The 13,473-nt window shown below is 44.0% G+C and carries 12 protein-coding genes, 2 rRNA genes and 2 pseudogenes (1 of these 16 only partly in view); 12 read left to right on the forward strand and 4 right to left on the reverse strand.

Annotated elements, in window-relative coordinates; genetic code table 11:
- Positions 1 to 666, forward strand: a 23S ribosomal RNA gene (locus tag J5O05_RS12555) (it extends 2,220 nt beyond the left edge of the window).
- A 131-nt stretch (positions 667 to 797) separates the two neighbouring features.
- Positions 798 to 912, forward strand: a 5S ribosomal RNA gene (gene rrf / locus J5O05_RS12560).
- Positions 913 to 1,389: 477 nt separating this feature from the next.
- Here the strand turns inward: rrf and J5O05_RS12565 are convergent.
- The 3 genes from J5O05_RS12565 to J5O05_RS12575 all read right to left on the reverse strand — a co-directional run bounded on the left by J5O05_RS12565 (position 1,390) and on the right by J5O05_RS12575 (position 3,698).
- Complete coding sequence (locus tag J5O05_RS12565) at positions 1,390 to 2,574, reverse strand: vWA domain-containing protein (RefSeq protein WP_208842324.1); 1,185 nt, start codon at positions 2,572 to 2,574, stop codon at positions 1,390 to 1,392.
- Position 2,575: 1 nt separating this feature from the next.
- Positions 2,576 to 3,412 carry an AAA family ATPase gene (locus J5O05_RS12570; protein ID WP_208842325.1) on the reverse strand — a complete coding sequence of 279 codons (837 nt, stop codon included), beginning with the start codon at positions 3,410 to 3,412 and terminating at the stop codon, positions 2,576 to 2,578.
- Positions 3,413 to 3,473: 61 nt separating this feature from the next.
- On the reverse strand, positions 3,474 to 3,698 hold the full coding sequence (locus J5O05_RS12575) for a DUF1653 domain-containing protein (RefSeq protein WP_208842326.1): 225 nt from the start codon (positions 3,696 to 3,698) through the stop codon (positions 3,474 to 3,476).
- Positions 3,699 to 3,745: 47 nt separating this feature from the next.
- Between J5O05_RS12575 and J5O05_RS12580 the strand changes: the two genes are divergently transcribed.
- From J5O05_RS12580 to rpoS, 10 genes and pseudogenes are all read left to right on the forward strand, one after another.
- Positions 3,746 to 4,225 carry a DUF2947 domain-containing protein gene (locus tag J5O05_RS12580; protein WP_208842327.1) on the forward strand — a complete coding sequence of 160 codons (480 nt, stop codon included), beginning with the start codon at positions 3,746 to 3,748 and terminating at the stop codon, positions 4,223 to 4,225.
- Between the two features lie 70 nt (positions 4,226 to 4,295).
- The gene (locus tag J5O05_RS12585; RefSeq protein WP_208842328.1) at positions 4,296 to 4,940 is read left to right on the forward strand and encodes a hypothetical protein; all 645 of its coding nucleotides are present in this window, start codon (positions 4,296 to 4,298) and stop codon (positions 4,938 to 4,940) included.
- A gap of 13 nt (positions 4,941 to 4,953) precedes the next feature.
- Positions 4,954 to 5,236 (forward strand): annotated as a pseudogene (gene ftsB, locus J5O05_RS12590) (cell division protein FtsB).
- Entirely contained in the window at positions 5,233 to 5,934 is a 702-nt protein-coding gene (ispD, locus tag J5O05_RS12595; protein WP_208842329.1) for a 2-C-methyl-D-erythritol 4-phosphate cytidylyltransferase, read from the forward strand. The pseudogene ftsB and the gene ispD overlap by 4 nt, the downstream one beginning before the upstream one ends.
- Positions 5,931 to 6,410, forward strand: a complete 480-nt coding sequence (ispF, locus tag J5O05_RS12600) for a 2-C-methyl-D-erythritol 2,4-cyclodiphosphate synthase (protein WP_208842330.1) — start codon at positions 5,931 to 5,933, stop codon at positions 6,408 to 6,410. Before ispD ends, ispF begins: the two co-directional genes overlap by 4 nt.
- Positions 6,404 to 7,429 carry a tRNA pseudouridine(13) synthase TruD gene (gene truD / locus J5O05_RS12605; protein WP_208842331.1) on the forward strand — a complete coding sequence of 342 codons (1,026 nt, stop codon included), beginning with the start codon at positions 6,404 to 6,406 and terminating at the stop codon, positions 7,427 to 7,429. Before ispF ends, truD begins: the two co-directional genes overlap by 7 nt.
- The gene (gene surE / locus J5O05_RS12610; protein WP_208842332.1) at positions 7,430 to 8,176 is read left to right on the forward strand and encodes a 5'/3'-nucleotidase SurE; all 747 of its coding nucleotides are present in this window, start codon (positions 7,430 to 7,432) and stop codon (positions 8,174 to 8,176) included.
- Positions 8,177 to 8,818, forward strand: coding sequence for a protein-L-isoaspartate(D-aspartate) O-methyltransferase (locus J5O05_RS12615; protein WP_208842333.1), 642 nt, complete (start codon positions 8,177 to 8,179; stop codon positions 8,816 to 8,818).
- A 163-nt stretch (positions 8,819 to 8,981) separates the two neighbouring features.
- Positions 8,982 to 9,704, forward strand: coding sequence for a peptidoglycan DD-metalloendopeptidase family protein (locus J5O05_RS12620; protein WP_208842334.1), 723 nt, complete (start codon positions 8,982 to 8,984; stop codon positions 9,702 to 9,704).
- 49 nt (positions 9,705 to 9,753) lie between these two features.
- Complete coding sequence (gene rpoS / locus J5O05_RS12625; RefSeq protein WP_208842335.1) at positions 9,754 to 10,749, forward strand: RNA polymerase sigma factor RpoS; 996 nt, start codon at positions 9,754 to 9,756, stop codon at positions 10,747 to 10,749.
- Positions 10,750 to 10,864: 115 nt separating this feature from the next.
- Here rpoS and mutS read toward each other — a convergent pair.
- Positions 10,865 to 13,470 (reverse strand): annotated as a pseudogene (mutS, locus tag J5O05_RS12630) (DNA mismatch repair protein MutS).
- Positions 13,471 to 13,473 lie beyond the last annotated feature (3 nt).

The raw sequence follows: 13,473 nt of genomic DNA on the forward strand, positions 1-13,473 counted from the left end.
GTAGTTTGACTGGGGCGGTCTCCTCCCAAAGAGTAACGGAGGAGCACGAAGGTTTGCTAAGAGCGGTCGGACATCGCTCGGTTAGTGTAATGGTAGAAGCAAGCTTAACTGCGAGACAGACACGTCGAGCAGGTACGAAAGTAGGTCATAGTGATCCGGTGGTTCTGAATGGAAGGGCCATCGCTCAACGGATAAAAGGTACTCCGGGGATAACAGGCTGATACCGCCCAAGAGTTCATATCGACGGCGGTGTTTGGCACCTCGATGTCGGCTCATCACATCCTGGGGCTGAAGTCGGTCCCAAGGGTATGGCTGTTCGCCATTTAAAGTGGTACGCGAGCTGGGTTTAGAACGTCGTGAGACAGTTCGGTCCCTATCTGCCGTGGGCGTTTGAGAATTGAGAGGGGCTGCTCCTAGTACGAGAGGACCGGAGTGGACGAACCGCTGGTGTTCGGGTTGTCATGCCAATGGCATTGCCCGGTAGCTACGTTCGGAATCGATAACCGCTGAAAGCATCTAAGCGGGAAGCGAGCCTCGAGATGAGTTCTCACTTGGAGTTTAACTCCACTAAAGGGCCGTTGGAGACTACAACGTTGATAGGCAGGGTGTGGAAGCGCTGTGAGGCGTGAAGCTAACCTGTACTAATTACCCGTGAGGCTTAACCATACAACGCCAAAGTGGTTTAAGTTGTTAGAAGTTAAGTATTGACTAAAGTAGACAACGACGAAGTAAAAGACATTAATATCAGAATTCCAGATTTAGTTTACTTGCGGTAGCGAGTAGACGACCAGCTTATGCTTGGTGACAATAGCGTTGTGGACCCACCTGACCCCATGCCGAACTCAGAAGTGAAACGCAACAGCGCCGATGATAGTGTGGCAGCTGCCATGTGAAAGTAGGACATCGCCAGGCTCTTAATTAAATAAAAAGGCCTCTTCGAAAGAAGAGGCCTTTTTATTTATTACGTGTTTAGAGATGTCCTACGTGAAAGTAGGGTGACGAGGAATCGAAGATTGATAATCTTCTCAGTCCGAGGAACGCAAGCGAAGCGCAGCCGGACCAGGAGTCCCCGACCATCGCCAGGCTAGGCGCCCCCGACTCTTAATTAAAGAAAGCCCGATCCGAACGAGTCAGGTTGTTTTTGTGCTTTGTGCGCTCAAAAATATATCCAAAACTAATTTAAGGTTGGAATAATCCCCGTAGACTTATCACTTGGTCACGATAAAAAGAAAGGCCTCGTCAAACGAAGAGGCCTTTGTACATTTCAAATACTCTGCTGACACCTTCAAACTGCGATGCCAAAACTATTCGGAGAATCAATCGCATAGGTAAATAGCCCTTCGTTTAGTAAACATGTACCGTTAAAAAACTCTTTGAGTATCGAACAGGTTAGCTTAAGTCTTTTATCGCGCTAGAAATGCCATCTAAGGTCAAAGGATACATACGGTCATCCATCAATTGATTCATTAGTTCAATAGAATGGTAATAGCGCCAATGTTCTTTGGGTTGAGGATTGAGCCAAGCCGTTTTTTCAAAATGATCGGTGAGTCGTTTCATCCAAACGCTTCCTGCTTCTTGGTTCCAGTGTTCTACACTGCCCCCTGGATACGCGATTTCGTATGGTCCCATAGTTGCATCACCAACAAATATCAAGCGATAGTCTCTGCCAAAACGGTGGATTAATTGGTACGTATCTATTACTTCAGCGTGGCGGCGAAGGTTATCTTGCCACACATGTTCATAGACACAGTTATGAAAGTAAAAGAATTCTAAATGCTTGAATTCACTTCGTGCCGCACTGAATAGCTCTTCGCAGATGTGGATATAATCATCCATCGAGCCACCAATATCAAACAACATGATTACGTTAACGGCATTATGTCTTTCCGGTGACATGACAACATCCAACATTCCTCCTTGCTGGGCTGTTGCGCGGATAGTCTCGTTTAGATCCAGCTCGTCACTTGCTCCACTACGTGCAAACTTACGAAGTTTTTTTAACGCTAACTTCATTGTACGACTGCTAATATCGCTATTGTCATCCAAATTGCGATATTGCCGTTTATCCCATACTTTTACCGCTCGACGATTGCGATTGCCGTCTTGACCAATACGAACACCTTCTGGATTAAATCCGTAAGCGCCAAACGGTGAGGTTCCACCTGTTCCAACCCACTTATTCCCGCCTGCGTGACGACTCGATTGCTCTTTAAGCCTTTCCTGCAAAGTTTTAAGCAGTTCCTCAAGCCCACCTAAAGCCTTTAGTTTCTCTTTTTCCTCTTCAGACAAATGTTTCTCAAACTCTTTCCTGAGCCACTCAGTCGGTATTTCATGTTGTTGCAGTGCAGAAACTAAGTCTAAGTTCTCGATTCCTTGAAAATATTGAGCAAATGCTCGGTCAAATTTATCAAACTGTGTTTCGTCTTTTACTAAAATAGTACGCGCTAAATGATAGAATCCCTCTATGTCAGCGAAACATAAGTCATTTTCAAGTGCTTTCAGCAGATCTAGCCATTCACGTAGACTGACTTTTACACCATGGCGTTTTAGTGTGAAGAAGAATTTGAGTAACATCTTATCGTTTCGCCATAAATGCGAGCTTTTCGACTAAGCTGACATCCTGCTCATTTTTAAGCAGTGCTCCAAACAGTGGCATCAATCCTCCTTGATGTGATTTGTCCTGTAAGACCTGAGGGTCAATCTGATCGGCCATTAAAAGTTTTAACCAATCTAGCAGTTCACTTGTACTGGGCTTTTTCTTCAGTCCTGGTATGTCTCTTAGTTTAAAGAACACTTCTAACGCTTCTTTTACTAATCGTTGTTGGATATTGGGAAAATGAACATCAATAATTTGTTCCATTTCATCTAGAGAAGGGAAATCGATATAGTGAAAGAAGCATCGGCGTAGGAACGCATCTGGTAACTCTTTTTCATTATTGGAGGTAATGATCACTATCGGGCGAATTGCCGCTTTTACTTGTTCTCCTGTTTCGTAAACATGAAATTCCATCTTGTCGAGTTCAAGCAGCAAGTCATTTGGAAACTCAATATCAGCCTTATCTATCTCATCAATTAGCAATACTGGACGTTTTTCAGCGCTAAAGGCTTGCCATAGTTTCCCTTTTTTAATGTAGTTTTTGATGTCGTGGACTCGAGGGTCACCAAGCTGACTATCGCGAAGACGCGATACTGCATCATACTCGTAAAGGCCTTGTTGAGCTTTCGTGGTGGATTTTATGTGCCACTGAATTAACTCTGTTTCTAGGCTTTTTGCTAGTTCTTCCGCGAGTAAGGTTTTACCCGTACCTGGTTCGCCTTTTATAAGTAGAGGTTTTTCTAGTATAACTGCCGCATTGACGGCTTGCTGAAGAGCGGATGTTGCAATGTATGAATCCGTGCCGGTAAAAAGCATAATAGTCTCTGGTCTAATGAGTATGGTAAATATCTTGCCATACTCATTATGTGACCTCAACTTAGTTGCTAGGACCTACATATTTGAATCGAGGAACGCGAGTACCATCTAAGTCGACTTCTTCAGTAAACATAGCAAGTGGCCTTACCCAATGGTCGAAGTCACCGTACTGAGTTTGATATACAACGAGCGATTCTTCTGTCTCTGAGTGAGTAGCAACAAAGAGTACTTTGTACATTGGACCTTTGTAATGTTGGTAAAGTCCAGGTTTGATTTGGTTTTGCACGTCCTGCTCCGTATAATAGTCAGGTGATTTTCGAATTAGGCATAAGCATGAATTATATTGCCCTAGATGAATTTAAAAAAGCCTGGGTATTTAGACATAAAGATCTTCCCATTGAAGAGCAGGATCTGGCACAGATCAAATTAATGAGCGCAGCTCGATCGGCAACGCTATGGACTACGATGGTTAGCAAAGAAAAAGATCATCCTGATTTCTTTGTCTCGTCAGAATGGACTGGTGACAGTAAGTCTTGGCAAGAAAGCGTCAATTGGGAAGCAAAATGGGAAGCCGAAGAACCTGAACTTCCTGAAGTATTTACCACATTTTTGGGTTGGGAAGATAACACAACAGTGTATTTCTGCTTATCCAGAGAACATGTTATTGAAACACGTTTCGATGTGTTTAAACGCACTTGGCAAAACTTTATGTTTTTGGCGGATGGCAGTTTGCTGCTTGGCAAAAAGCGCGATGCGGTTATTCAGTTTTTAGCCGATGGCAGCGCGAAATTGGGTCATAGGCCAAAAGACTAAAAATCCGCCATCCTGACGTTTATTTGTCCTCCTTGGCATGCTATAACTGGCTACACATCAAGGAGGCCACTTGAAGCGTGACGTAGTAACGAACCAATTACAAACAACGATTTGGCAAAATGAAGCAGAAAGATTAGCATTCGCTGAGCTTGCCAATGTGTTTTACGCCAGAGAAATTAGCCATCTTAGTCAATTGGCCGATTTGGCGCGTATGCAGCGTTTATTGAAAAGCCTACCGATATACGTTGAACGTGCGGCTCGCCATATCGTTCAAGGTGATATTCCCATCCAACTTGATACACAAAATGCCTGTTGGTTAAGTCCTATTCGTAAGCAGCCAAATGCAGATCCGCTTAAAACAGAAGGCTATTTTAAACAAGCGGGCAAATTGGGCTTAGTTGTTCCCATCCTCCATAAAGATGAAGTTTATTGTCAGCTATTCATGGACAGCCTAGATCAGTTGAGCGAAAATAGCGTGCATTGCAATCAGTACGGTTGGTTTCATCTGACGGGTGAACACAAAGAGAACCCGAATTTAAGATTATTAAAACCAACACTGGCACTGATGACGGCTGCTTGTTGTGGACACCAGTGGAAATTGGGAAAGCCATCAGCCCCTAGGCTTTTAACGTTACGTGAAATGCTGCTGGCCAGTAGTATAAATTGGAAAGACGTGAAAAAAGCGAAACTGAACCTCCGTCAGCCGACGACGTAATTGGAGCGCATAAATGCGAATGTTTCAGCTTATTCTGCTTTGTCTTGCAGGGTATATACAATATAAATTGTGGCTTGGGCATAATGGCATCCAGGATTATGTTCATATCAAACATGCCGTGGTTGAACACAAAGAAACAAATACGCAATTACAAAAACGAAATCGCTTACTCAAAGCGGACATTGATGACCTTAAACTTGGATTGGAAGGCGTTGAAGAACGGGACTCGACATGAACTTGGCCTGATCAAAAAAGACGAGACCTTTATTCGAGTATTACCTGCAAAACAACCATGAAAAATCGAGTTAAGATAGCCGCTGTTATACCTGCTGCCGGTGTCGGCAGTCGGATGCAGCTAGATTTCCCTAAACAATACTTAGTTATTCAAGACCAAACCATTCTCGAGCACACCGTACACAAACTCCTTGCTTTGCCATGTATCACGACCGTGGTGATAGCGATAAGTAAAGAAGATGATTACTTTTCCGATATTACGTTTACCGATAACAGAGTATGCGCTTGCTTTGGTGGTGCGTCGCGTGCGGAATCGGTGTTTAACGCGCTTAAGCATTTACGAGATGACAAGCCCGATTGGGTGTTGGTACACGATGCTGCTCGTCCATTAGTTCTGCCTGAAGATATCGCGACGCTCGTAACTCAATGCTTGGAAAAAGATGAGGGAGGTATTCTCGCATCTAAAGTGAAAGATACGATTAAACAGGGCGATACAAAAATTGAAAAAACGGTCCCTCGAGAACAACTTTGGTCAGCTCTGACTCCACAAATGTTCAAATTTGACGAATTATTAGCGGCGTTAGAACTAGGACTTAAAGAAGCACCTCATACTATTACCGATGAAGCCTCCGCGATGGAGCGACTGAACTTGCCTGTGCAATTGGTGTCGGGACGCAGTGATAACATTAAAATTACGTCGCCTGAAGATTACGATTTGGCTTGCTATCTGCTCAACAAACAAAAAGAGAATGCACAATGATAAGAATTGGACACGGCTTTGATGTACATAAATTTGGTGGGCAAGGACCGATTACGCTCGGTGGAGTCAAAATCCCATACGATCAAGGTTTTCTTGCGCACTCCGATGGCGACGTTGCTATCCACGCTCTGTGTGATGCATTACTTGGCGCACTCGCTTTAGGTGACATTGGCCTGCATTTTCCTGATACAGCCAGTGAGTATGAAAATATCGACAGTCGGATTTTACTCCGGCACGTCTTTGGTCTAGTAAAAGAAAAAGGTTATAAAATAGGTAACCTTGATGTAACGATAGTGGCGCAAGCACCTAAAATGCGCCCACACATTGACGCCATGCGCGCTAATTTAGCTGCGGATTGTGAAACGCACATCGACAATGTGAATGTAAAAGCCACAACAACCGAAAAATTAGGTTTTGAAGGTCGTAAGGAAGGTATTTCGAGTCATGCCGTCGTGTTATTGGTGAAAGCATGTTAACGCTTAACTACCTTTATGGGAAACCGACTGCCACGGCTGAGTTTAAGACCTTGCCGGAAGATTTTGTGGTGGATGAGGTCATGGACATTGAGTTTACCGGTGAAGGTGAACATGTGTGCCTGCAAATCATCAAACGAGGTGAAAACACCATTAGTCTTGCAAAAGCAATTGCTAAAGCGGCAGGTGTCGGCCTTCGTGATGTAAGTTATGCTGGACTCAAGGATAAACACGGTGTTTGTACTCAGTGGTTTAGCGTACCTGTCGCAATTAAAAAAGACATCGATTTTAGTTTGTTGAACAATGAACAACGGATGGTGATACAGCAACTCAGGCATAATCGTAAGTTGCGTACGGGATGCCACAAAGGTAATCGATTTGAAATTACGTTGCGGAATGTATCTGACATTCGCGCTATTCTGGCTCGAATAAACGCGGTTAGGCAAGGTGTGCCAAATTATTTTGGTGAACAGCGTTTTGGCTTTGATGGCCACAATTTGACGATGGCAGAGCGGATGTTCGATGGAGAAGTGATCCGCGATAAGAAACTCCGAGGATTGGTGATCTCTGCGGCCCGCTCGGCATTATTTAATCACGTTGTTAGTAAAAGAGTGGAAGCGCATGGGCTTGCTGTCAGTTGGCCGAGAGAGATTTTTCTTCTTGAAGGAAGTAACGCCTTTTTTGAAGAGGATTTAAGTGATGCAAATGTCGCACGATTATTGGAAGGTGATATTCATTTATCAGCCCCCTTGTTTGGTAAAGGAGACAGAGGCATAGTAGAACAAGAACGCCACTGGCTTGAAAGCTATCAAAAATGGTGTGAAGGACTGTGTCAACTTGGATTAAAAATGGAACGTCGTGCTCTTCGCCTAGTACCGCAAAATTTTACCGTGGAATCAGTGAATGAAACGACGTTGAAGCTAGGCTTTGAGTTACCAAAAGGCACATTCGCAACAGCGGTTTTAAGAGAGCTTGCGCTCTATCAAGATGTCAGCAAAGTAATCAGCGAGGAGATTGAGTAAGTGAGAATACTACTAAGTAACGATGATGGTGTGCATGCAAAGGGGATTGCAATTTTATACCATGCTCTAAGCCAAATTGCAGAGGTTACGGTTATTGGACCGGATAGAAACTGCAGTGGTGCAAGCAGCTCACTAACTTTACTCAATCCTCTTCGAGCAACAACCTTGGATAACGGTTTCATTTCGGTCAATGGTACGCCAACAGATTGTGTCCATTTAGGGGTAAACCAACTGATGGAAGCAAAACCTGATTTAGTGGTTGCAGGCATAAACTGTGGAGCTAACTTAGGTGATGATACGCTTTACTCGGGGACGGTTGCAGCCGCAATGGAAGGCCGTCATATGGGCTTACCTGCAATAGCGGTTTCATTGTGTTCAAAACGAGAAGCTCATTATGAAACGGCAGCTGCAGTCACAGTTGATATCATTAAACGCTTAAATGCACACCCGCTACCTAAAGACCAAATTCTAAACCTAAATGTACCGGACATTCCGTTGTCTGAACTAAAAGGAATGAAAGTGACGCGTTTGGGTGCTCGTCATAAAGCTGAAACGATGACTAAGCGAGAAGACCCTTGGGGTCGCGAGATTTATTGGTATGGGTCGCTTGGGAATGAAAGTGACGCCGGAGAAGGCACCGATTTTCATGCGATAAATAGCGGTTATGCGTCGATTACTCCATTGCAAATCGACATGACAGCCCACTCTAGTATTGATGCAATGAAAACGTGGTTACAGGTGGACTAAGTGCTTAGTAATTATTCTCGTAGCGCTTCGGCGTTAAAAACATTACTCCAGCAAAATGGCATTCGCCATGCGAGTGTTTTACAAGTAATAGAGCGTACGCCGAGACATTTATTTATTGATGACGTACTAAAACATAAAGCCTATGAGAATACTGCGCTGCCAATAGGGCAAGGACAAACGATTTCGCAGCCCTACATTGTCGCGAAAATGACCGAGTTACTATTGGATGCAGGCGTGAAAGGCAAAGTACTTGAAGTAGGTACGGGGTCAGGGTATCAAACCGCTATTTTGGCACAAACCTTCGATGAAATTTGCTCTATAGAACGCATCAAGTCACTACAATGGCAGGCGAAAAGGCGTTTGCATCAACTCGACTTATACAATGTTGCAATGAAACATGGCGATGGATGGCAGGGTTGGTCGAGTAAGGCGCCATTCAATGGCATTATTGTTACCGCGGCAGCTAAAACGGTGCCAGAAGCACTTCTTGAACAACTTGCATTAAATGGTGTCATGATTGCTCCAATCGGAGAAAGTGAGCAAACGTTAATGTTGTTTAGGAAAACAGAGCAAGGAATCCAAAGCGAACAGCTGGCCGCAGTTCGGTTTGTGCCTTTAGTCGCTGGAGAAATTGTGCTTTAATCTTATTTTCAAGACGTTAATTAGTTAATCGATTAGGAAATAGGCCGAGGAGAGGACAGTGTTACATTGGCGCGTTGTTACATTGTTGTCTGCATGTATCGTCTTAAGCGCGTGTAGTTCCCGTCAAAAGCCGGCACCAGTGAGTAGCTTGGAAACTCGTCCGATGTCTTCACCACAAAAAATTAATATTAAAGGTTCTTCCTACGTTGTAAAGCAGGGCGATACACTTTTCTCTATTGCATTCGCAGCAAATCAAGATTTTCGCACAGTTGCAAAACGCAACAATATTCCCGCCCCATTCACTATTTATCCTGGTCAGAAGTTGTTTTTTGACAATTCCAATAATAAAAATAAAAAGCGCAAAAAATATACCAATCTGAGTAATAAGTCTAGTTCTCAACAACGAAAATATAACAAAATTGTAAAAAAAGATCTTGATCCTAAAAATCAACCAGAGTATGTTCAAAAAGAGGTCAGTAAAAAATCCAGTCGTACCAAGCAGTTGGATAGTAAAGGGGTACATTGGATTTGGCCTACGTCGGGTAAAATTACTCAACGGTTTTCGATTAAGGAAAATGGCTACAAAGGTTTGCAGATAAGTAACAAACAAGGGACTAACGTCGTTGCTGCTGCTGGAGGTGTCGTTGTGTACGCTGGAAACGCCTTACGCGGTTACGGCAATTTAATCATATTGAAACATGATGATGATTATTTAAGTGCATACGCACACAACTCAAAATTGCTTGTTAGAGAGCAACAGCAGGTTAAAGTTGGTCAAAAGATTGCCGAAATGGGAAGTACAGATGCTGAATCATCGGCGCTCAGATTTGAGATCCGCTTTAGAGGGCAGTCTGTTGATCCGGTGATCTATTTACCGAAAAACTAATTTAATCCAATCGGATGGATATGATCATTAAGTTGCTTGGGAGGACGGTATGAGTCAAACAGCGAAACTTGAATCAAAGAAAACGAGCGATTTTGAAGACAAATTCGAAGATGAAGTAACGATCGACGAATCAATTGATGATGAAGAAATACTCAACGAGGAAGATGACGCTGACGAAGAGATTTTTTTAAAAGATGAAGCCGTCAAAAATCTCGATGCGACTCAGCTTTATTTGAGTGAGATCGGATTTTCCCCCTTACTTAGTGCAGAAGAAGAAGTCTACTTCGCACGTAAAGCCCTCAAAGGATGCGAAGCTTCACGAAAACGTATGATTGAAAGTAACTTACGTTTAGTGGTCAAAATCGCTCGTCGTTATAATAACCGTGGCCTTGCGCTACTCGATTTAATCGAAGAGGGCAATCTAGGTCTGATCCGAGCCGTCGAAAAATTCGATCCTGAGCGCGGATTCCGTTTCTCTACATACGCAACTTGGTGGATACGTCAAACGATTGAACGTGCAATAATGAACCAGACCCGCACCATTCGTTTACCGATACACGTTGTAAAAGAATTAAATGTGTACTTGCGAACCGCAAGAGAGCTTACACAAAAACTCGATCACGAGCCGACGGCTGAAGAAATAGCCGCCTGTTTGGATAAGCCTGTTGAAGAAGTAAGTCGGATGCTCCGACTCAATGAAAAGATCACCTCTGTAGATACGCCTATAGGTGGTGAGAATGACAAAGCGTTATTGGACGTTTTAACGGATGAACGCGGTTTCGGTCCTGAGAATGAAGTTCAAAGCAACGACATCAACCGCCATATTGTTGATTGGTTGGGTGAGCTGAATCCAAAACAACGAGAAGTACTCGCCCGTCGCTTTGGTTTGCTTGGATACGAACCATCTACGCTTGAAGATGTAGGTCGAGAAATCGGTCTAACTCGTGAACGCGTGCGTCAAATTCAAGTTGAAGCACTACGCCGCTTGAAAGATATCTTGCAACACGAAGGGTTAAGTACAGATAGCCTTTTTGAGCAGCTCTGATACGTCAATTTTGTATAAAAAAACCACTCTCTTGAGTGGTTTTTTACTTTATTCGTAGACGTATAGACTTATGAAAGTATTCGCTCGTTACTCAACGAATCAGACCTCATCGGCTCTACTTCGTTAACGCTTTAAGTTCAAACAATAAATCAAGCGCTTGTTTTGGCGTTAATTCATTAGGATCAATACTCGTCAGTTTGTCTTCTACAGGGCTTGTAGCTGGTAACAGTGATAGCTGTGATTGTGCGGTCCCCGTCATGTTATTTCTGGGTTCATTTAATTCGGTTTCAATCACGGATTGATGTGACTCTAGCAGTGCCAGTTTTCGTTTTGCCGTTTGGATCACATCTTTGGGAACCCCCGCAAGTGCCGCAACCTGCAATCCGAAACTTTTGCTCGCTGGGCCTTCCAACACAGTGTGCTTGAACGCAATCGTGTCACCATGCTCTACCGCATCTAAATGTACATTGACGAGGCCCTGCTGCAGTTGAGCGAGTCTCAGTCAACTCAAAGTAATGTGTTGCAAACAACGTTTTAGCTGATAGTTTCGACGCGAGATAGTCTGCGGTTGCGTAAGCTAAAGACAAGCCGTCGTACGTACTTGTGCCACGCCCAATTTCATCCATTAATACTAAGGATTGGCTCGTCGCATTATTTAATATCGTTGCCGTTTCAGTCATTTCAACCATAAATGTTGAGCGGCCAGAAGCAAGATCATCACTGGCACCGATACGTGTAAAAATACGATCGATAGCCCCAATTTGAGCGCGGTTAGCTGGAACAAAGCTACCGATATGGGCCATTAACGCGATTAACGCGGTTTGGCGCATGTAAGTTGATTTACCCCCCATGTTTGGACCGGTAATAATCAGCATTTTACGGTCTGTGCTGAGCTTTACAGGGTTTGCGATAAATGGCGCTTTCGACACTTGTTCAACAACAGGATGACGACCGCCTTCAATATTAAGTCCATCGTGTTCATGTAATTCAGGTTTGCAATAATCGAGTGTCTGCGCACGTTCCGCAAATGTATTTAGCACATCCAAGTCGGCCAAAGCGGCGGCCATAAGCTGCAATTGTTCGATGTAAGGTGCGATGAATTCAAACAGTTCTTCATAGAGTTGCTTTTCAAGACCCAAAGCCTTGCTTTGACTCCCAAGTACTTTATCTTCGTGTTCTTTAAGTTCAGGAATAATATATCGTTCATTATTCTTGAGAGTTTGTCTACGAATGTAGTCGGCTGGCACTAAATGGCTGTTTGCACGACTTACATCTATGTAAAAACCATGTACTTTATTAAAGCCTATCTTGAGGGTACTGATACCAGTGCGAACCCGCTCGCGTTCTTCCAATTGCTCAAGGATGTCTGTCGCGCCTTCGCTGAGTGCACGCCATTCATCCAGTTCCGCGTTGTAGCCAGGAGCGATTACACCACCATCTCGAATGAGTACGGGAGGGTTTTCAACAACGGCGCGAGTCAAAAGTTCAAGTAACTCAGGAAATTCAGGTGTTTTACTGCAGATTGCAGTGAGACGTGAATCTTGGCTTTGTGCCAGTACCTCGTGTAAGGGAGCGAGTACTTCTAATGCAAAACGCAATCGAGTTAAATCTCGTGGTCTAGCATTACACAGAGCAAGTCGAGTAACTACGCGTTCGATGTCACCAATTTGCTTTAATAGCTCAAATAGCGACAAATACAGTTGCTCGTCAATAATGCTCGAAATGGCGTTTAAACGAGCATTGAGTTCAAGCCTATCTCGTATCGGCGTATGAATTCGACGTTTAAGTAAGCGAGACCCCATTGCTGTCGCTGTTTTATCTAAAACTTGAGCCAACGTATTTTCAATGCCACCGCCTAAGTTGGTGGTCAGCTCCAAGTTTCTACGAGTCGCGGCATCAAGAATGACGGCATGTTCATTTTTCTCAAGGCGAATTGCTCGAATATGCGGTAATGCCGTGCGCTGAGTGTCTTTGACATACTGCATCACACAGCCCGCAGCAATCAAACCTCTTGTGGACTGTGAGACGCCGAATCCAACGAGATCTTGTGTCCCAAACTGTTGGCAAAGTAGATGATTTGCCGTGTCTAAATCAAACTCCCACTGAGGCCTGCGGCGAGTCTCCTTTGTATTTTTCCACGATATGGAGTGCATTGAATTCTTCAGGATAAAGTAGTTCCGCGGGTTGCAAGCGTTGCAGTGTTGAGAGCACGGCCTCTTCAGTGTCGAGTTCAACAACAGTAAACTCACCTGAGTTTATATCAAGGTAAGCGATGCCAAAGCAGGTGGTTTTGTCTTGCCAAATCGCGGCCAGTAGGGTGTCTTGTCGTTCCTGAAGTAAAGCTTCATCTGTGACAGTACCTGGCGTAACGATACGAACCACTTTACGTTCTACCGGACCTTTGCTGGTGGCGGGATCACCAATTTGTTCGCAAATTGCGACCGACTCTCCCATCTGCACAAGACGTGCTAAATAGTTATCAACCGCATGATAGGGCACACCCGCCATAGGAATTGGTTCTCCACCGGCTTTTCCACGATGAGTTTGCGAAATATCGAGCAGTTGAGCCGCTCTTTTAGCATCGTCAAAAAACAATTCATAGAAATCGCCCATTCGGTAGAACAATAGAATGTCTTTATGCTCCGACTTTATACGCAGATACTGCTGCATCATTGGAGTTTGTTGTTTTATAGTATGTTCAGAATAGAGATCAATTGGCATGTT

It is taken from the genome of Pseudoalteromonas xiamenensis, from assembly GCF_017638925.1.
GTDB classification, from domain to species: Bacteria; Pseudomonadota; Gammaproteobacteria; order Enterobacterales; family Alteromonadaceae; genus Pseudoalteromonas; species Pseudoalteromonas xiamenensis.